General features: G+C 61.0%; 15 protein-coding genes. 9 read left to right on the forward strand and 6 right to left on the reverse strand.

The genetic code is table 11. The annotated features are described in order from the left end of the window. Window positions 1–2: 2 nt before the first annotated feature. The 5 genes from BLU26_RS15895 to pelG are packed head-to-tail and all read left to right on the forward strand — an operon-like array spanning window position 3 to window position 5,743. Complete coding sequence (locus tag BLU26_RS15895) at window positions 3–518, forward strand: penicillin-binding protein activator LpoB (protein ID WP_092287834.1); 516 nt, start codon at window positions 3–5, stop codon at window positions 516–518. After that, entirely contained in the window at window positions 518–1,885 is a 1,368-nt protein-coding gene (locus BLU26_RS15900) for a PelD GGDEF domain-containing protein (protein WP_092287835.1), read from the forward strand. Before BLU26_RS15895 ends, BLU26_RS15900 begins: the two co-directional genes overlap by 1 nt. Beyond that, window positions 1,863–2,852: a transporter gene (locus BLU26_RS15905; protein WP_092287836.1), complete on the forward strand. Its 990-nt coding sequence runs from the start codon at window positions 1,863–1,865 to the stop codon at window positions 2,850–2,852. Before BLU26_RS15900 ends, BLU26_RS15905 begins: the two co-directional genes overlap by 23 nt. Continuing rightward, complete coding sequence (gene pelF, locus BLU26_RS15910; protein ID WP_092287837.1) at window positions 2,849–4,369, forward strand: GT4 family glycosyltransferase PelF; 1,521 nt, start codon at window positions 2,849–2,851, stop codon at window positions 4,367–4,369. The genes BLU26_RS15905 and pelF overlap by 4 nt, the downstream gene beginning before the upstream one ends. Further along, complete coding sequence (gene pelG / locus BLU26_RS15915; RefSeq protein ID WP_092287838.1) at window positions 4,370–5,743, forward strand: exopolysaccharide Pel transporter PelG; 1,374 nt, start codon at window positions 4,370–4,372, stop codon at window positions 5,741–5,743. 42 nt (window positions 5,744–5,785) lie between these two features. On the opposite strand, the gene yejK is transcribed toward pelG, so the two are convergent. The 5 genes from yejK to BLU26_RS15940 all read right to left on the reverse strand — a co-directional run bounded on the left by yejK (window position 5,786) and on the right by BLU26_RS15940 (window position 12,450). Beyond that, window positions 5,786–6,793: a nucleoid-associated protein YejK gene (yejK, locus tag BLU26_RS15920; RefSeq protein WP_092287839.1), complete on the reverse strand. Its 1,008-nt coding sequence runs from the start codon at window positions 6,791–6,793 to the stop codon at window positions 5,786–5,788. Between the two features lie 64 nt (window positions 6,794–6,857). Further along, window positions 6,858–9,788: a valine--tRNA ligase gene (locus tag BLU26_RS15925; protein WP_092287840.1), complete on the reverse strand. Its 2,931-nt coding sequence runs from the start codon at window positions 9,786–9,788 to the stop codon at window positions 6,858–6,860. A 132-nt stretch (window positions 9,789–9,920) separates the two neighbouring features. After that, window positions 9,921–10,424 carry a hypothetical protein gene (locus tag BLU26_RS15930; RefSeq protein ID WP_092287841.1) on the reverse strand — a complete coding sequence of 168 codons (504 nt, stop codon included), beginning with the start codon at window positions 10,422–10,424 and terminating at the stop codon, window positions 9,921–9,923. Window positions 10,425–10,427: 3 nt separating this feature from the next. Next, the gene (locus BLU26_RS15935; protein ID WP_092287842.1) at window positions 10,428–10,859 is read right to left on the reverse strand and encodes a DNA polymerase III subunit chi; all 432 of its coding nucleotides are present in this window, start codon (window positions 10,857–10,859) and stop codon (window positions 10,428–10,430) included. Window positions 10,860–10,956: 97 nt separating this feature from the next. After that, window positions 10,957–12,450 (reverse strand): leucyl aminopeptidase, encoded by a 1,494-nt coding sequence (locus tag BLU26_RS15940; RefSeq protein ID WP_092287843.1) that lies wholly within the window; start codon window positions 12,448–12,450, stop codon window positions 10,957–10,959. A 150-nt stretch (window positions 12,451–12,600) separates the two neighbouring features. Here BLU26_RS15940 and lptF point away from each other — a divergent pair, with 150 nt between their 5' ends. The 4 genes from lptF (at window position 12,601) to BLU26_RS15960 (ending at window position 17,671) form a co-directional block, all read left to right on the forward strand. Beyond that, entirely contained in the window at window positions 12,601–13,704 is a 1,104-nt protein-coding gene (gene lptF, locus BLU26_RS15945; protein WP_092287844.1) for an LPS export ABC transporter permease LptF, read from the forward strand. Further along, complete coding sequence (lptG, locus tag BLU26_RS15950; RefSeq protein WP_092287845.1) at window positions 13,691–14,752, forward strand: LPS export ABC transporter permease LptG; 1,062 nt, start codon at window positions 13,691–13,693, stop codon at window positions 14,750–14,752. The genes lptF and lptG overlap by 14 nt, the downstream gene beginning before the upstream one ends. 83 nt (window positions 14,753–14,835) lie before the next feature. Beyond that, window positions 14,836–17,001 carry an ATP-binding protein gene (locus BLU26_RS15955; RefSeq protein WP_157719384.1) on the forward strand — a complete coding sequence of 722 codons (2,166 nt, stop codon included), beginning with the start codon at window positions 14,836–14,838 and terminating at the stop codon, window positions 16,999–17,001. 4 nt (window positions 17,002–17,005) lie between these two features. Beyond that, the gene (locus tag BLU26_RS15960; RefSeq protein ID WP_092287847.1) at window positions 17,006–17,671 is read left to right on the forward strand and encodes a response regulator transcription factor; all 666 of its coding nucleotides are present in this window, start codon (window positions 17,006–17,008) and stop codon (window positions 17,669–17,671) included. 44 nt (window positions 17,672–17,715) lie between these two features. Here BLU26_RS15960 and BLU26_RS15965 read toward each other — a convergent pair whose 3' ends face one another. After that, window positions 17,716–19,857 (reverse strand): hypothetical protein, encoded by a 2,142-nt coding sequence (locus BLU26_RS15965; RefSeq protein WP_092287848.1) that lies wholly within the window; start codon window positions 19,855–19,857, stop codon window positions 17,716–17,718. Window positions 19,858–19,926 lie beyond the last annotated feature (69 nt).

Genomic DNA, 19,926 nt, shown 5'->3' on the forward strand with positions numbered 1-19,926 from the left:
AAATGCGTATTTTCCGTTGTGTGACCCTGGCTGCGACGCTCGCATTTGCTGGCTGCAGCACCTTTTCCGGTAATCAGAGCCCGTCATTTCCGGCCCAGGCCAAGTGGGGCATGCTGCCGGTGGTGAACTACTCGCAGACGCCGCAGGCGGGCGAGCGCACCGAGCAGATTTTGCTCAGTGTGCTGACCGAGCAGGGCGTTCAGCCGCTGGTATATCCCTATGTGGAGAATCAGGACCTGATTCTGCTGGATGACCGTAAGCGCTATGAAGCAGCGCTGGACTGGGCCAAGGGCCAGTCACTGGATTATGTGGTGACCGGCAGCATTGAGGAATGGCAGTACAAGAACGGTCTGGACGGTGAGCCGGCGGTGGGGATCAGCCTCAAGGTGCTGAATCCGGCTACTGGCCAGGTGCTTTGGAGCAACAGCGGTGCGCGCGCTGGCTGGTCACGTGAAAGCCTGGCCGGCTCGGCACAGAAAGTATTGGCAACCATGCTCGACGACCTGCGGATCGAATAATGTTAAGCCACTCCCCACACAAGGACTACGTGCTGGCGCGACCGGTCAGGAGTTCATTGGCCTGGCTTGAGACGCCGCTGATCACGGGGTTGTTGCTGGCGCTGTGCTTCTGGGCTGCGCCGGAAGATCCCCTGTTTCTCACTGGCTTCCCCTGGCCGATCCTCGCGCCGCTGCTGCTGGGTGTGCGCTACGGGTTCTTTCAGGCGCTGATCAGTTCGGCGATCATCATCGGCGCGGTGTTTGTGCTGCGTAGCAGCGGCCTATCGGGTTACGCCGAGCTGCCAGCGTCGTACATCATCGGCATGCTGGTGAGCAGCATGGTGGTCGGGGAGTTTCGTGATTTGTGGGATCGCCGGCTGCAACGGCTGCAGATGGCCAACGAATATCGGCAGTACCGGCTGGATGAGTTTACTCGGGCCTATCAGGTGCTGCGTATCTCGCACGACCGCTTGGAGCAACGCGTTGCGGCCAGCGAACAGAGCCTGCGCAGCTCGTTGCTGCTGTTGCGCAAGCGAGCGCAGCAGCTGAGTGAAAAAGGCGCGCTGTTGGCGCCCATGGCCGAATCGATTCTGGCAGTGCTCGCGCAGTACGGCTCCTTCAATGCGGCGGCAATTTACGCCGTCACTGGCGAGGGGCAGCTGCAGGGTAAGCCGCTGGCGGTGATGGGCGAGATGGGCACACTGGATGGCAATGACCTGCTGGTTCAGCTGTGCCTGGAAAAAGGCGACGTGGTGAGTGTGCGCGAAGCATTGATCGAGAAGGGCAAGGACGCCAGTCTGTCCAGCTTGCAGGCCTGCGTGCCCTTGATCGACGCCGACGACAACCTGCTCGCCGTGGTGGCAGTCAGAAGCATGCCGTTCTTTGCCTTCAACGAGCGTACCTTCAGTTTGCTTGCCTTGCTCGGCGGTCACGTGGCGGACCTGTTGCAAAGCGACCAGCAAGCGCTGCAACTCGAGAGCCTGGATGCGCAGCACTTCTCTCAGCATCTCAAGCGCGCACGCATCGACGCCGCGCAACACGAGCTGCCGGGCAGCCTGATGTTTATCGAGCTGACAGAGTTCAACGAGCCATTGCTCAAGGCATTGCAGGACAGCCAGCGGGGTCTGGATCTGCAGTTGCAGCTGCACAACAACCGTGGCCATGTCGGCGTCATGGTGCTGTTGCCGTTGACCGATGCTCAGGGTGTGCGCGGTTATGAGAAGCGCTTGCAGTATCTGCTGGGCGAGCGTTTTGGTCAGGGCGTCGACTTGCAAAGTCTCAACGCCCGTGTGCATTACCACGATCTCGACCCCAAGGGGCAGTCTGCCGGGCTGCGTGACTTCTTGTACATAGAGTGTGGGTTGAATGATCAGCAAATGGCTATTTAGTGTCGCGCTGGCCTTTGAGTTTGGCAGCTGGGCCAGCCTGACCCTCAATCCGACGCCGGCACAGGGGCTGTTGCTCTACGTGTTGCCGCACGCCATTGCCTGTGCCTTGCTGAGCGCGGCGCTATGGTTGCTGCTGCCAACGCGTTTCAAATTTCCGCTGCCCTGGCCGCCACTGCTGATGTTCAGTATGGCGTTCTTCATTCCCGTGGTGGGCGCGGTTGGCCTGGTGTGTGGCCTGTTTGCCGGGCTTTACTTGCAGCGCGCTGAAGATGAAGCCGGCTGGCAGGCTACCGGCGTACCTCCGCTGCCCTACAAGCCGACCGAGCGTGGCCAGTCGCCGCTGTTCCATGACGGCGGGCTGCAGGATGTACTGCAGCTGGCGTCTGACCCTGAGCAGCGGCTTGCCGCGCTCATGGCGACCCGGCGTATGCCGGTGAACGAGTCTGCCCCCATCCTCAAGGTCGCCCTGCGCGACCCCGAGGATGATGTTCGGCTGCTTGCCTATTCCATGCTCGACCAGCAGGAAACCCGCATCAACCAGCGCATCGAGACGCTGCTCGACAGTCTGCGGGATGCCGAGAAGGCCGAGCGCCAACCGCTGCACGCCGGGCTGGCGCGGTGGTATTGGGAGCTGGCCTATTTGGGCCTGGCTCAGGGCGGTGTGCTTGAGCATGTCCTTGGCCAGGCGGCGCAGCATGTGCAGGCGGCACTTGGCCTACAGCCCACCGCCGACCTGGAGCTGCTGGCCGGGCGCATTGATATGGAGCGCAATCAGCTGGATCTGGCTCAACAACACTTCATGCGTGCACAAAGTCTGGGGATGGGCAGTGAGAAGCTGGTTCCCTACCTGGCCGAGTTGGCGTTCTTGCGGCGCGACTACGCGGTGGTGGGTCAGCAACTCGAGCGGCTGCCGCAAAGTATGCGCAAGCGGCCGCCCTTCGCCGAAGCGGCGAGGTACTGGATATGAATAGGCTTAGCACCAAGGATCAGTCCGCCGACGTGTGCCTGCTGCTGGAGGGAACCTGGCCGTATGTGCGTGGCGGCGTGTCGAGCTGGATTCATCAGATGCTGCTGGGCTTGCCTGAGCTGCGCTTTTCAATCCTGTTTATCGGCGGCGAGCGCAGCAACTACGAGCAAATGCATTACCAGATGCCGGACAACGTGGTGCATTACGATGAGGTGTTTATCGCCGAATCCTGGCAGGCGGGTCCGGTGCAAACGGCCAAGGTGCCGGTGGCAGATGAAGAGCGCATGGCGCAGCTCTATCGCTTTTTTCACCACCCGGAGACTCCGGTCGAGGGCGAGGGGCCGGCACTGCTGAAAGCCCTGGTTGGCGGTGAGCTGACGGTGGATCAGGTGCTGCGCAGCCGCGCCAGCTGGGATGTACTCAGTGACGGCTACGTGCAGCACTGTACCGATCCTTCGTTCATCAACTATTTCTGGACCCTGCGCACCATTCAGCCGCCGGTGATCATGCTTGCCGAGCTGGCGCGCCGCTTGCCCAGAGCGCGCGCAGTACATGCCATCTCTACTGGTTATGCCGGTCTGTTGGGTGCCATGCTCAAGCAGCATTGGGGGTGCCGTTTCATCCTCAGCGAACACGGTATTTATACCAAGGAACGCAAGATCGACCTGGCACAGGCGGGGTGGGTCGCAGAGAACCCTGATGACGCACTGAGCGGCAGCCTTGATCCGTCCGCCGGTTATATCCGCACCTTGTGGATTCGTTTTTTCGAGCGCATTGGTCAGCTGGTTTATGAGGCGGCCGATCCGGTAGTTTCGCTGTATGACGGCAACCGTCAGCGGCAGATCAGGGACGGCGCCGCGCCGGAGCGCACGCTGGTGATACCCAATGGTATTGCGCTGCAGCGTTGGGCTGCTGTGCGTCAGCAGCGCCCGGCCGGGATAGCGCCGGTCGCCGGGTTGATCGGCCGTATTGTGCCAATCAAGGACGTAAAAACTTTTATCCGCAGCATGCGCACGGTGGTCAACGCCATGCCCAATGCCGAAGGCTGGGTGGTTGGACCCGGCGCCGAGGATCCCGAGTACGCGCGTGAGTGCCAGAGCCTGGTAAGCAGTCTTGGCCTGGCCGACAACGTTCGTTTTCTCGGTTTTCAGAATATTCAGGAGATCATGCCCCGCCTGGGCGTGCTGGTACTGACCTCGATTAGCGAAGCCCAGCCACTGGTGATTCTCGAGGCCTGGAGCGCTGGTACACCGGTCGTCAGCAGCGATGTGGGCTCCTGCCGGGAAATGATTGAAGGCGCCAGTGATGAGGATCGTGCGCTTGGCCGCGCCGGTGAAGTGGTCTCCATCGCCGATCCACAAGCGACTGCCAGCGCAGTGCTGCGCTTGCTCGGGTCGCCGCAACACTGGCAGCAGGCGCAGGCAGTGGGCTTGACCCGGGTCGAGCGCTATTACAGCGATGAGCTGATGTTTGAGCGTTATCGTCAACTCTATCGCGCAGCACTGGAGGTGTCCTGAATGGCGGGTATCGGTTTTGAGTTACGCAGGATCCTCTCCAAGGATACCTACAGCTCCACCATGCGGGCCTACGTGTATGCCGGGCTGATCAGCTCAGGGCCCTGGGTGCTGTCGATTGTCAGCGTGATGCTGATTGGTTTGATGAGTATCGGTTATGTAGTGCCGGATGCGCTGGTGCGGCAGTTCCTGGTCACCGTCACCTATCTGATGGCCAGTTCGCTGATTTGTACCGGTGGTCTGCAGCTGTTCTTCACCCGGTTCGTGTCTGATCGGTTGTTTGAGCAGCGCCGCGACCTGATCACCCCGAACCTGCTTGGCGTCCTGCTGCTGGTCACGCTGGGGGCGGGTTTGCTCGGCACGCTGGTCATGCTGTTGCTGTTTCCGGAGCAGTCCTTCCTGTATCGCCTGCTGGTGCTGGCCAACTTCGTCGCCCTGTGCAATCTCTGGTTGGTGGTTATCTTCCTCTCCGGGATGAAGGCCTATAACCGCATCCTGCTGGTAATGGCTTTGGGTTATGGCTGCATGATCCTCAGCGCCTTTTTCATGCGCAATCTGGGCATGGAGGGGCTGTTGTTGGCGCTGCTGATTGGCCACGCGACGCTGTTGTTTGTATTTTTGTTCGACATCGTGCGCGAGTACCACGCCGAGAAACTGGTGGCCTTCGACTTTCTCAACCGCGGTAATGTCTTTCTCAGCCTGTTGGTGACCGGCTTTTGCTACAACCTGGGCATCTGGATCGACAAGTTCATGTTCTGGTTCAATCCGGGTACCTCGGAACACATCATTGGTCCGCTGCGCGCCTCGATGATCTACGATCTGCCGATCTTTCTCGCCTATCTGGCGATCATTCCCGGTATGGCGGTGTTTCTGGTGCGAATCGAGACCGACTTTGCCGAATGGTATGCGCGCCTGTTTGAGGCGGTGCGCGAGGGTGAAACCCTGCAACATATCCGCCAGTTGAAAAACGAGATGACCCTGTCGATTCGCCAGGGGCTGAAGGAAATCTGCAAAGTGCAGGGGCTCACGGTGCTGCTGCTGTTCCTGTTTGCGCCGCACCTGTTCGAACTGATCGGCATGTCGCCTTACTACTTGCCGTTGTTCTACATCGACCTGATCGGGGTGAGTGTGCAGGTCGTGTTCATGGCGTTGCTCAACGTGTTCTTCTATCTCGACAAGCGGGCAGTGGTGTTGCGGCTGTGCGTGCTGTTTGTGGTGCTCAACGGGATATTCACTCTGTTAAGCCTGTACCTGGGCCCCAGCTTCTTCGGCTACGGCTTTACCCTGTCGCTGGTGGTATGCGTGATCTTGGGGTTGCTGCAGCTGTCGTCGGCGCTTAACAGTCTGGAATACGACACCTTCATGCTGGAGCATTAGCAAAAAGGCCGGGCGTGAGCCCGGCCTTTCTGGAGTGCTGACTCAGCGCTTTTTGTTGCGCAGCTGCTGAACCAACCCCTTGGGTGGGTGCTTGATCACCAGTGCATCGTCACCCTCACGGTATTCCACTCGCTCGCCCAGCAGGTGCGACTCAAAGCTGATCGATAGTCCGTCGGCCTTGCCGTAAAAACGCATGAAGTTGTTCAGCGTGCGTTTGTCGGCGGGGATCTCCGCGTTCAGACCGTAATCCTTGTTGCGAATGTAATCGTAGAAAGCCCGTGGTTGCTCTTCATCCATCACCCCCGAGAGCTCCTCAAGCGCTACCTGCTCGCCGGCACGCGCCTGACTGCTGACGTAGCCGCTCATGGCCTTGGTCTTGTCCTTGACCAGCTCCGGCTCCATTGAGGCCTCACCGACATAATCGCTGAATGCCTGCAGCAAGGTGGTGGTTTCCTCTTCAGGGTTGGAACCCTCGACACAACCGATGAAGTCGCGGAAGTAGTCGGAGACGCGCTTGCCGCTACGCCCACGGATGAAGGAAATGTAGTTCTTTGAGCTGCTGTTCTGCTTCCACTCGGTCAGGTTGATGCGCGCTGCCATGTTCAGGCTGGACAGGTCCAGGTGGCGCGCTGCCGCGACGTTGAGGTCATCGGTGACGGTAACGCCCTCGGTGTGGTGCAGCAGGGCAATGACCATAAAGGCGGTCATGCCCTGGCGGTAGCGGATAAACAGTACATGGCCGCCCAACGCCAGGTTGGAGCCTTCCATCAGGGTTTTCAGCTGCTCGCTGGCCTTGCTGGAGAACGCGACAAAATCCAGCTCCTGATCAATCAGCTGTTGCAGCCAGCCGCTGAACGGATAGGCGCCGCTTTCTTCGTGAAAGTAGCCCCAGGCCTTGTTCGGTTTGCTGTTGTAGGCCTCGATCAGGCCGGCGAGCAGTTGCTCCAGCGCTTCGGAACTGGCCAGCTCGGCCTCGCGCAGGGTCAGGCTGGCCGGTTGGCCGTCCGGCTTCTTGTGAATCTGGTGAACGATGCTGTTGTCGATCGGCATGGGTCAGGTATCCGGCGAAAGCGTGCTTGGGGCTGCGCCGGCACAGGGCCAGCGCAGGGCGGCGTTACAGGCTGGCGATGTGCGTGCGCTGCTCGCTCAGTTGGGCCAGGGCCTGTTCGGCATCGGCCAGCTTGGCGCGTTCCTTGTCGATCACCGCCTGCGGCGCCTTGTCGACAAATCCGGCGTTTGAAAGCTTGCCGCCAATGCGTTTGACCTCGCCCTCAAGGCGGCCGATTTCCTTGTCCAGACGCGCCAGTTCTGCAGTCTTGTCGATCAGCCCGGCCATGGGCACCAACACTTCCAGTTCACCTACCAGTGCGGTGGCCGACAGCGGTGCTTCGTCGCCCTCGGCCAGGACCGTGACGCTGGATAGCTTGGCCAGTTTCTTCAGGAAGGTCAGGTTGTCGTTCAGGCGGCGCTGGTCTTCGCTGCCGGCCTTGCGCAATAGCAGTTCAAGCTCTTTGCCGGGAGCCACGTTCATTTCACCGCGAATGTTGCGTACGCCCAGAATCAGCGCCTTGAGCCACTCGATATCGCCTTCAGCGGCGCTGTCGATACGGTCTTCAGCGGCCACCGGCCACGCTTGCAGCATGATGGTGGCAGTCTCGTCGGCCTGTTTGCGGCCGGCCAGAGGCGCGATGCGCTGCCAGATTTCTTCGGTGATGAAGGGCATGAACGGGTGCGCCAGGCGCAGTGCGGTTTCCAGTACGCGCACCAGCGTGCGACGGGTGCCGCGCTGGCGCTCGGCCGGGGCGTTCTCGTCCCAGAGAACCGGCTTGGAGAGCTCCAGGTACCAGTCGCAGTACTGGTTCCAGATGAACTCGTACAGCGCCTGTGCGGCCAGATCGAAGCGGAACTGGTCCAGCTGACGGGTTACTTCGGCTTCAGTGCGCTGCAGCTGGGAGATGATCCAGCGGTCCGCCAGGGTCAGCTCGACCTCGGACCCATCCGCGCCGCAGTCCTTGTCTTCGCACTGCATCATGACGTAACGCGCGGCGTTCCAGATCTTGTTGCAGAAGTTGCGGTAGCCCTCGACGCGGCCCATGTCGAACTTGATGTCGCGGCCGGTAGAGGCCAGCGAGCAGTTGGTAAAGCGCAGCGCGTCGGTGCCATAGGCGGCAATGCCGTCAGGGAATTCGGCGCGGGTCTGCTTCTCGATCTTTTCCGCCAGTTTCGGCTGCATCATGCCGCTGGTGCGCTTCTTGACCAGCGATTCGAGGTCGATACCGTCGATGATGTCCAGCGGGTCCAGCACGTTGCCCTTGGACTTGGACATCTTCTGTCCCTGGCCGTCGCGCACCAGGCCGTGTACATAGACCGTCTTGAATGGAATCTGCGCGCTGCCATCGTCGTGCTTCATCAGGTGCATGGTCAGCATGATCATGCGGGCCACCCAGAAGAAGATGATGTCGAAGCCGGTCACCAGTACGTTGGTCGGATGGAAGGTCTTCAGTGCTTCGGTCTGTTCCGGCCAGCCAAGGGTAGAGAAGGTCCACAACCCGGAGCTGAACCAGGTGTCGAGTACGTCTTCATCCTGGCGCAGTTCGCCCAGGCCGCAGGCGGCAGCGGCTTGCTTCAGTTCATCCAGGGTTGGTAGCTCGGATTCGGCTTCGTGGTCGTTGGCTTCCAACGCCTTGCGGTAGGCTTCCTCTTCATCGCGGCCAACGTAGACCTGGCCGGCGGCGTCGTACCAGGCCGGGATGCGGTGGCCCCACCACAGCTGGCGCGAGATACACCAGTCCTGGATGTCGCGCATCCAGCTGAAGTACATGTTCTCGTACTGCTTGGGCACAAACTCGATGCGGCCGTCTTCCACGGCGGCAATGGCGGGTTCGGCCAGCGGTTTGGTAGAAACGTACCATTGGTCGGTGAGCCAGGGCTCGATGACCACGCCGGAGCGGTCGCCCTTGGGTACCTTGAGGGCGTGGGGTTCGATTTTTTCCAGCAGGCCCAGGGCGTCGAAGTCGGCAACGATCTGCTTGCGCGCTTCGAAGCGATCCATGCCGGCGTAGGCGGCGGGCAGGCTGGCGTCGACCTCGTCGTTGACGCTGCCGTCGATATTGAACACCTGCGCGCGGGCCAGTACCGCGGCATCCTTGTCGAGGATGTTGATCAGCGGCAGGCTGTGGCGCTTGCCGACTTCGTAGTCGTTGAAATCATGCGCCGGGGTCATCTTCACGCAACCGGTACCGAACTCGGGGTCACAGTAGTCGTCGGCGATGATCGGGATGCGGCGGCCAACCAGCGGCAGCTCGACAAACTTGCCGATCAGCGCCTGATAGCGCTCATCTTCCGGATTCACGGCAACTGCGCTGTCACCCAGCATGGTTTCCGGACGGGTGGTGGCAACGATCAGGTAGTTCTTGCCGTCGGCGGTGGTGGCACCGTCGGCCAGCGGGTAGCGCAGGTTCCACAGTGACCCCTGCTCGTCGTGGTTTTCCACTTCCAGATCGGAGATGGCGGTGTGCAGTTTCGGGTCCCAGTTGACCAAGCGCTTGCCGCGGTAAATCAGGCCATCTTCATGCAGGCGCACGAAGGCTTCCTTTACGGCTTCAGACAGGCCGTCGTCCATGGTGAAGCGCTCGCGGCTCCAGTCGACCGAGCTGCCGAGGCGGCGAATCTGGCGGGTAATATTGCCACCGGACTCTTCCTTCCACTCCCAGACCTTGTCGAGAAACTGCTCGCGGCCCAGATCGTGCCGGCTGATGCCCTGGGCGCCAAGCTGGCGTTCCACCACCATCTGGGTGGCGATGCCGGCGTGGTCGGTACCCGGCTGCCACAAGGTGTTGCGGCCCTGCATGCGGCGGAAGCGGATCAGCGCATCCATGATCGAGTTGTTGAAGCCGTGGCCCATGTGCAGGCTGCCGGTGACATTCGGCGGTGGCAGGGCGATGGTGTAGGACTCGCCAGAGCCCTGCGGAGCGAAGTAGTTGTTCTGCTCCCAGGTCTGGTACCAGGAGGATTCGATGGCGTGCGGCTGGTAAGTCTTGTCCATGGGTGTGCTGGCTATCCGGTTGGCTATGGGCGATCAGCGCAGTCGCGCGGCTCGATTGGCCGCTGACGAAGTGGGCGCAGAGAAAACGGCCATTATAGCGGCCCGGAGGGGGTATGGCCCAGCCCGCAGGGCTTATTTCAGCTGTTCGCTGACGATCTGTTGCAGTTTGCTCTGCATACGCTTGCGCAGCTCGTCCTCAATGGTCGGGATCAGATCATCGATCACGCCCTGCAGGATCAGCTGCGCCTCGGCCTGCAGGCGGGCTTCCATGCGTACTTCACGCGCGCCGGCAGTCGGTGACAGGGTGGCAGAAGGGGTACGTGGCGGTGGCATCTGGCCGGCCAGTAACTGATCGAGCTGCATGCGCTCTTCGGCCAGTTTGGCCAGCGAGGCGTAGGGCAAAAAAGGGTTGTGCGCCTTGTCGGCGGGGCGGGGTGGCAGGCTGTAGGGCGGTGCCGCCTGACTGCCGGAGGCTGCGGGTGACAGCGGCTCGTGGATAATGTCCTGCAGCAGCGGGATGTCGAACTGATCATCGGCCGAGGGCTGATGCGGTTCGTTCTGCTCATCCAGCAGGGTGCGAATCGACTCCAGGTCTTCCAGCAGTCGTGAGGGCTCCGAAGGGTCGCGCTGCGTCATGGGTCATCCTGCTGTCCGTATCTGATGAGATTGTAGAGGATAGCCCCGTTCCCGGTAGAAACGGAAGCGCTCGCGTGCCGGCACGCGGACCGCATCCTGTTCGACGACGATTTCTGCCAGCCGGGCGAAGCGGCTGAAAAACTCGGGTGCGCTGTCACTCAAGTTGATTAGCAGGTCCTGCGCGGCACCAGGGTCGTTACCGAAGCCGCAGACCACGGGCTCGTCAGTGTGAGCGACCTGCAGCGCATGGGGTACAAAGGCTTCTTCGCGGAACGACCAGAGCAGCTCGTCGAGCTGCTCCGCTGCGGGTTCATCCGGGCAGTGCAGGTACACATGGTGACCCTTTTGCCAGGCTTTGTGGGCCAGCCGGCATGCGTACTGCAGGCGGGTAGCCGGCTGGTCGCTATTGAGCAGGTAGAAATCGATACGGGTCATACAACACAGCCTCAAGCTTTAAGCTGCAAGCCACAAGCACCAACCGCTGAAGCAAGGGGTGCTTGCGGCTGGTCGCTTGGGGCTTGAGGCTGCTGGGTCAGGCTTTGGCCTGATCCAGCAGGTATTGGGTCAGCAAGGGTACCGGCCGGCCGGTGGCGCCCTTGTCCTTGCCGCCACTGATCCAGGCGGTACCGGCAATATCCAGGTGCGCCCAGCGGTAGGCCTTGGCGTAACGCGACAGGAAACAGCCCGCGGTGATGGTGCCGGCCTTGGGTCCGCCAATGTTGGCCATGTCGGCGAAGGGGCTGTCGAGCTGTTCCTGATACTCTTCAAACAGCGGCAGCTGCCAGGCGCGATCACTGGCCTGAATGCCAGCATCAAGCAGCTGTTGCACCAGCTCGTCGTTGTTGCCCATCAGGCCTGAGGTGTTGCCGCCGAGGGCGACAATGCAAGCGCCGGTCAAGGTGGCAATATCCACTACGCTGGCGGGTTTGAAGCGCTCGGCATAGGTCAGGGTGTCGCACAGCACCAGGCGGCCTTCCGCATCGGTGTTGAGAATCTCGACGGTCTGGCCAGACATGGTAGTGACGATGTCGCCTGGCTTGGTCGCGGTGCCGCTCGGCATGTTCTCGGCGGAGGCGATCAGGCCAACCAGATTGATTGGCAGCTGCATGGCTACCACGGCTTTGATGACGCCGAATACGGTCGCGGCGCCGCACATGTCGTACTTCATCTCGTCCATGGTGGCAGCGGGCTTGATGCTGATGCCGCCAGTGTCGAAGGTGATGCCCTTGCCGACCAGTACGTGCGGCTGCTCTTTGGCCTTGCCGCCGTTGTAGCTGACGCGAATCAGTTTGGCTGGCTCGACGCTCCCAGCGCTGACCGAAAGCAGGGCGCCCATGCCCAGCGCCTTCATGTCTTTCTCTTCCAGTACTTCGACTTCCAGTTCTTTGTGCAGCTTGGCCAGCGCCTTGGCTTCCTTGGCCAGGTAGGTCGGTGTGCAGACATTGCCCGGCAGGTTGCCCAGGTCGCGGGTCAAGCGCATGCCCTCGCCGATGGCGGCGCCCTGATTGATGGCGCGCTTGAGTGTAGTGGTATCTGCCTTGTCGGCGGTCCAGAGCGCGATCTTCTTCAGTTTCGGCTTGTCGGCCTTTTTGCTCTTGAACTGGTCGAACTGGTAAAGACCGTCATGGCAAGTCTCGACCAGCAGGCGGGTTTGCGCATAAAGGTCGCGGTCCTTGACTGGCAGGCCTGCGAAGGCGAATACCGCGTCGCTGGCGGCGCCCTGCTTGAGCGTGGCCAGCGCTTTTTGCGCAAGACGGCGCCAGGCGCGGTCGTTGAGCGGCTCATCCTTGCCGCTGCCAATCAGCAGTACGCGCTGGGCGGCGATACCCGGCAGGGCGAACAGCATCAGGGTCTGGCCGGCTTTGCCGCTCAGGTCGCCGCTCTTCAGTGCGGCGCTGATTTGCCCGCCGCAGACGTTGTCGAGGTCGGCTGCAGGCCCGCTCAGGGTTTTGCCTTCACTGACAGCGACAACCAGACAGCCGCATTTGATGGTTTCCAGTGCGCCGTGCTTTACGTTGAACTCCATGGTGCTCCCCAAGACAAATCGTGTTGATTGACTGATAATACGGGCTCGATCCCGTGGGTATCTGCGCAGCGTCGTGCTGTCAGAGGTGTCTGCTCTGCATTCTGGCCTATTAGCGCCAGCCCTTAAAGACCCGGAGCCAAGGAAGTTACTGTGATTGTTTTTCGCTATCTGAGCCGTGAGGTGTTGCAGACACTGGCGGCGGTGAGCGGTGTGCTGCTGCTGATCATCATGAGTGGGCGCTTTATCAAGTACCTGGCGCAAGCGGCGGCGGGCCAGCTCGACTCCGGTGTGCTGTTTCTGATCATGGCGTACCGACTGCCGGGTTTCATGGTGCTGATCCTGCCGCTGGGTATGTTTCTGGGTATTTTGCTGGCCTACGGACGACTTTATCTCGACAGCGAAATGACCGTGTTGTCGGCCACCGGGATCAGTGACCGCAAGATTATCGGTTACACCCAGGGGCCGGCGCTGTTGGTGATGCTGACTGTCGCGCTGCTGAGCTTCTGGATCGCACCGGCCGGGGTGCTCAAGACCCAGCAGCTGTTCAACCAGCAGGATGCCCTGACCGAATTCGATACCCTGGCCGCGGGCCGTTTCCAGGCGCTAGGTAGCGGCCAACGGGTGACCTACGCCGGCGGCCTGTCGGATGATCGCACGCAACTCGAAGACATCTTCATTACCGAGCGTCGGGGTAACGGCGAAGACGCCAAGCTGGGTGTGCTGGTGGCTGCTACCGGTACCCAGGAGTTGAACGCTGACGGCAGCCGCTATCTGGTGCTGAACAAGGGCTTTCGTTACGAGGGTCAGCCGGGCGAGGCGGATTTTCGGACCATCGAATACGATACCTATGGGGTGCTTTTACCCAAGCCAGAAGTGCAGACCGAGGTGACTGACCGTGAGGCCATGTCGACGCCGCAGTTGCTGAGCGAGCAAGGTCTGGACGAGCGTGCCGAGCTGCAATGGCGCATTGGGATCCCGCTGCTGGTGCCTATTGTCGCTTTCTTTGCGGTACCCCTGGCGCGGGTTAACCCGCGCCAGGGGCGCTTCCTCAAGCTCTTGCCGGCGATCCTGCTGTATATGGCCTATCTGGCGCTGCTGATCAGCGCCCGGGGCTGGATGGAGTCCGGCAAGACGCCTGCGGCCTTGGGGCTGTGGTGGGTGCACGGGCTGTTCCTGGCCATTGGCCTGGTGCTCAATCGCAAGGCGCTGACGGCGCCCAGTCGTGCCGCCGGAGGTGCCCATGCGCAAGCTTGATCGTCATATCGGCAGCTCGGTGCTGCTGAGCATTCTGGTGGTATTGGCGATTATTGTCGGCCTTGACCTGCTGTTTGCCTATATCAATGAACTGGATGACCTTGAGGGCGGTTACGGCCCGCTGCAGGCACTGGTGTATGTGTGTCTGACTATTCCGCGTCGCTTGCACGACCTGTTGCCGCTGGCTGCATTGGTGGGTTGCCTGGTTGGTTTGGGTACCCTGGCCAGCAACTCGGAGTTGACCATCATGCGCGCGGCGGGCGTCTCCATCGCGCGTATTGTTGGCGCCGTGATGAAACCGCTGCTGGTGCTCATGGTGGTGGGTGTGCTGATCGGCGAGTACCTGGCGCCCTACACCGAGAATCTGGCGGAAAGCCGCCGGGCGATCGCTGAGGGCAGCAACGAGGCGGTCAAGTCCAAGGGGTTGTGGCACCGCGAAGGCGATGACTTCATCCACATCAATGCCGTGCAGCCCAATGGTGTGCTGCACGGCGTGACGCGCTATCGCTTTGATGGCGAGCGCCACCTGCTGGAAGCCAGTTTTGCTCGGCGCGCGACCGTGCAGGAGAACGACTGGCTGATGGAAGATGTACGAACCACCCGTTTTGCTGACGACGGCCAAAGCGAGGTGCTGAGTACCTTCCAGGACCTGTGGGATATCCATCTGTCGCCCGAGCTGCTGCGTGTGGTCTTGCTGGACCCGGACGTGCTACCGCTCAAGGGTATTTGGCAATATCAGGCCTATTTGTCCGACCAGGGGTTGAACAACAAGCCCTATTGGCTGGCATTCTGGAAGAAACTGTTCCAGCCTTTGGCGACGGCGGCGCTGGTGTTTGTCGCCATCTCGTTCATCTTCGGCCCGCTGAGATCGGTGACCATGGGGCAGCGCCTGTTTACCGGTGTGTTGGTCGGGTTCGGTTTTCAGATAGTGCAGGACTTGCTGGGGCCGTCCAGCCTAGTCTTCGGCTTCTCGCCGCTGATTGCGGTGTTGTTGCCCATCGCCTTGCTGTTTTTGGTTGGGGTCGTGTTATTGCGCCGTGCCGGTTAAACGCTCGGCGGGGTGATTGAGCCGCTCACACGCGGGCGTGCACGGACAATAAAAATAGCGGTACTGATAAAAAGAACAGCCCGATGCTTAAGGAAATACCACCGTCACGTGTGCTCTCTGCCGGTCTGGCGATCGCCATGTTGCTGTTCCTTGCCGCTGTGTACATTGCCTCAAGCCCGATTCGGCTGGGCTTTTCGGTGGCGCAGGGTGAGCAGGGGGTAAGGGTCACGCGGGTCGCGCCAGACGGCCCAGCCTTCGAGTTGCTGGGCACGGGGGATGAGCTGCTGGCGGTGCGCAGCAGCGCCGGCTCGCTGCAACTGGAGCCCTGGGATGCGGTAGCTGAGCCGGATGACGCGGCGCTCTTTGTCACTTACAACCGATTCTTTGAACGCCATCGGCAGATCTGGTCGATCCTCGGCGGGGAGCAGTTGGAGCTACAGGTGCTGAGCGCCAGTGGTGGCTCGGCCACGTGGGTGCGACTGCAACCCCTGGCGCTGCGGGGCATCAACCATCTGCCTTGGTTATTCTGGTACCAGGTTGGTTGCGGGTTGGCGATTCTGCTGATGGGGGTTGCTGCCTGGGCATTTGTGCAAAGCGAGCGTGGCCCCAGACTGTACGCGTTAGCCGGCTTGGCGATTGCGATTGCCATCGTTGCCAGCGCCATCTATACCACCCGCGAACTCAGCTTGCCACCCGCGTGGTTTCTTACCCTGTCTCGCATCAATCAGTTTGGCGCCATGTTGTTCGCCGGCACGGGGACCGCCTTGTTCTGGTATTACCCCACTCAGCTGGGGCGCTTCCCGCTGGCGCGGGTGATGTTGGTCATTGTCGGTCTGACCCTTGCCGTCAATTGGTTGCAGCTGATCCCCAGCCTGGATGCGGCGGCACGCTACCCGTTGCTGGCGTGGTTTGCCGTGGACATTGCCTTTGCCATTCAACAGTGGCGTCGTACGCGGCGAGAACCGGTTGAGCGTGCCCGCCTGAAGTGGCTGATCTTTGCCTGGTTTGCCGGTGCCTTCGGCTATCTGGGGATGGTGGTGACGCCGCAGGTGTTGGGGCTGGGGGCAATAGCGCAGCAGAAGTATGCCTGGTGTTTCTTTGTGATCTCCTACCTGGGTATCGCGCTGGGCATCGTACGCTACCGCCTGTTCGATCTGGATCGCTGGATTCTGCTGGTGTGGTTCTGGTTTGCCTTCGGCGTGCTCTTCATCGTCATCGACGCGCTGCTGGTGATGACGCTGCACCTGGAAACCAGCATGGGCTTGTTGGTCTCGCTGGCGGTGGTGGGCTGGGCCTATCTGCCGATCCGGCAGGCGTTTCTCACCTGGCTGATGCCCAAGGACGGCCGGGGCGTGCTGCACAAACGCCTGCCGGATATTCTGCAGCAGGCCTTTCTGCATGAGCGCTCGGTTGACGACCAGTGGAGTCGTGCCTTGCAGGCGGTATTCAATCCATTGACCATTACGCCCCTGCTCGAGCCGGTAGACAAGCCAGTTCCGAGGGAAAACGGCCTGCGCCTCGCTGTACCTGGCATGCATCCGGGCCAGGGCTTTTTGTTGAGTTATGCCGGCGGCGGCGCGCGGCTGTTTGATCGCCAGGATGCCGACTTCTGTGGGCAGGCGCTGGCATTGTTTCTGTATGCCCGTGATTACCATCAGTCCTATCAGAGCGGGGTGATCAGCGAGCGCAAGCGGGTTGCCCGTGACTTGCACGATGACGTCGGTGCGCGCTTGCTGTCGGTGGTCTACCGTGCCCGCACTGACGAAGAGCTGCAGGGCCTGGCGCGAGATTGCTTGCGTGAGCTGCGGGAGGTTATTCAGGGGCTGCAGAAGGATGTGGTGCTAGTGCGGCAGAGTTTTTCGCGCTGGCAGTCAGAGGCGCGCGAGCGCTGCCGGCTGTTTGGCTTGCAGCTGGATATGCGGCTGGAGGAGGCGCTGGCCGACGAACGGTTGAGCCCCCGTCAAGAGCGCAATCTCTCGCGTATCTTGCGCGAGTGTCTGACCAATACCTTCAAGCACGCGCAGGCCGATTTGATTGCCGTCGAGTTCAAGGTGGAGCACAATCGGCTCGTGCTGCGATATCAAGATAATGGCGCCGGAATGTTGTCGTCGAGTTGTGAGCAAACCGCAGGGCTCGGAGTGCTGGGCATTCAGGAGCGTTGCCGGGAGCTGGGTGGCGAGGTCTGCTGGTGGACTCCTTTGGATGGCGGCTTGGCGATGCGCTGTGAAATACCGGTAAAGGCGAGTTGAAGACATGAATAAAGTCCTGATTCTGGAGGACCTTAAAGACGCGCAGACCTGGTTGTCAGAGGCTGTGCTGATGGCCTGGCCGCAGGCGCGGATGACCCTGTACGAGCGTCTGGGGTATGCGATCGCTGCGCTGGATCTCGGGCCGCCGGATTTGTGTCTGGTGGACCTGCAGCTGCCGGACGGCTCGGGAATCGACTTTATCCGTGAATGCAGTCAGCGCTACCCCGATACGCTGCTGGTTGTCGCCACCATGTATGACGACGACATGCACTTGTTCCCGGCGTTGCAGGCCGGTGCCAAGGGCTATTTGCTAAAGGATGACACGCAGACGCAAATAGCGCTGGCGCTGGAAGGAGTGGCTCGCGGGATCCCGCCGTTGTCACCGCAGATCGCCCAGCGCATGCTCAGCTTCTTTCAGCAGGACGGCGGTGCTGCTAACCGCTGGCGCCCAGAGGCTGGCGGTCTGGACGACAGTGCAGGGCTCAGCGAGCGTGAGCGGGAGTTTTTGCTGGTCATCGGCAATGGTTATAAAACCGCCGAAGCCGCTGACATGCTGGGCGTGAGTTATCACACCGCAGCCAAACACATCAAGAATATCTACGCCAAACTGGGTATCAGCAGCCGCGCCCAGGCGGTGCAGGAAGCCATTCGCATGGGGCTGATCAACTAGCATCGACGGCCCGCCAGGCAGGCCGTCGAGTATTGCGGGTCAGGTTACTGGTCGCAGTTGGTACATACCCCGACCATGACGCCCAGCATATCAGCGTCAAAGCCGCCAGATGTCTGCGCGTCGTAGCCCAGAATGATCAGGCGCTCGCCCTCCTGCACATAACCGTCGCTATTGAATTCCACTGTCTCACTGCCAATCTCTGCGACTGTGGATAGGGTCAGCGCGCCGGTTTGTGCGTCCACCGTTACGCCGTTGCTGCTGAAAGACAGGTTTAGCTGATCATTCAGTGAAGCCTCGCCAAAGCCGTCTACGCCAATGTTCTGCCACTGCCAGGCAGCGGACAACGTGGCCTGACCCTGATCGTCGAACTCGAGGTAGCCAGCATTCAGCCGGTGCGGCTCGACGGCGGCACCATCTTCGCTGAGCAGTGCAACCGAGACCAGGCGGTAGCGATTACCACTCAGGTCTGCGTTGCTCGCCGTTTTCACTGCCATCAGGAACTGGCGGAAACCTTGGTTGGCCTGTAGCAGGGTTTCTTCTGCGTCCAGCAGGGCGTCAAGGTTGTTAGGCTCCTCCAGGCTGGTGACCAGGGTCAGGCCGTCGGGGGATAGCCAGCCGGTCAGGTCCAGATCGATGTCCAGCGCACCGTCGCTACCCAGAACGACCGGGTTCTCGCCCGCTTCGCCTACCAGCGGGTTGTCGTCGGCGGCTTCCACGCAGGTGTCGAAGTGCCGTACCGCGAAGCTGCTGTCCAGATTGCTGAGGTTCACGCCCAGTTCGCGGCGGTGCTTCTCGCAATAGTTCACCTTGGTAGCCTGGTCAAAGGTCAACTCGGTGGTGTAAACCTCGACGTCCATGTACTGGCTTTCGCCGTTGACCGACATTTCGACTGCACCGTATTGGCCATTGAGGGTAGGTGTACTGGAGGACTTCTTGATAAACACGCCGAGATCACCGCCAAACACCTGCAGCAGCTGATTGTTGTCGGCATCGCGCACATCGCGGGTCGAGAAGCCGGTGTCGATCAGCGTATTGAATGGCGCCGAAGCAGGGCCAGCGGCGGTGGCGCGGGTGCCGGCAGAGTACTCGCGATCGGTACACTCGGCGCTGAGGGTTTCGCAGGCGGATACGCTTTCGGAGCCTTTCTCATAGGGTTCGAACTCTTCTTCTTCGGCGAAGGTGAAGCCGTTGCTGTCCGCGTTGAAGGTGCCGCTATCGGCTTCGTCGTCCACCTCCGCGCGGGAACTCACGCCGGCATAAACGCCCAGGCTGTTGATGACTTCGAAGTTAAAGTCGGTGAGTGCCGGCACGCTGTAGTTGGCCGTGCCGTTGGCGACTTCAATGCTGGCCTCGTTGACGGTCCAGCCGCCCAGCAGCAGTCCCGCGCTGAGATCGGAGAAGCCGCCGATTGACAGCGCGGTATTGTAATAACTGCCGGAGGCAGCGCTCGCCTGGCTGCCGGTCAGCTCGGGCGTGGCTTTGTCATCCAGTTGCGCAGTAATGGTAGCGGAGAGCTTGGCATCCACTTCGGCCAGCAGCTCTTCGGTGCTGGCGCCGCCGTTGACGGCGGCATCCAGATCGGCTTGCAGTTGCGGATCGTTGGCCAGTTCGATGACCGCTTCGATAATCTGGTCGACCTCTTCCAGCGTCAGCTCGTCAAACTGACCAACGCGGTTGGCAATCTGCTGGGTGACGAAGGTGGTGAGCGGGTTGGCGACCAGATCGGCGCGCGTGGTGGGTACCTGATAGCTCAGTGTGCCACTGACGGGAATCTCGACGTAACTGCTGTAGCGGGTAGCGAACGGTAGCTCCAGCGTGTAGCCGTCGCCATCGGTCTCGGCGGTAAAATCTTCGCCGTTGACCAGTTCCTCGGTACTGCCGTCGGCATTGATATTGAAGACGCGAAAGGTGGACGGATCAAGGTCGGAAAAGACCTCGGCCATTGCGGGCGTAATCAGGAAATCGACTACTGCGCTAGCGATACGCGCGGCGGGGCTCTGCGAGAGTGAGGCTACCGGGGCGGCGGCAGCTGTGCCGACCGTGAGGCTGTAACGGGTTGTAGTGCCGCCGCCTGCTGCGCCCCCGTCATCATCACTACCGCCACCACCGCCGCCACCCAGGCAGCCGCCCAGCAAAATGGTGGAAGCAACGGCTACTGCGAGAGGCCACTTGGTGAACTGCTGCATCGGATAATCCCTTTTCTGATTGGAGTCAGCAGGGAATGTAGTCTGATGGCCCTTTGCAGTCGTACCCAG

The organism is Halopseudomonas sabulinigri, assembly GCF_900105255.1.
In the GTDB taxonomy this organism is placed as follows: domain Bacteria; phylum Pseudomonadota; class Gammaproteobacteria; order Pseudomonadales; family Pseudomonadaceae; genus Halopseudomonas; species Halopseudomonas sabulinigri.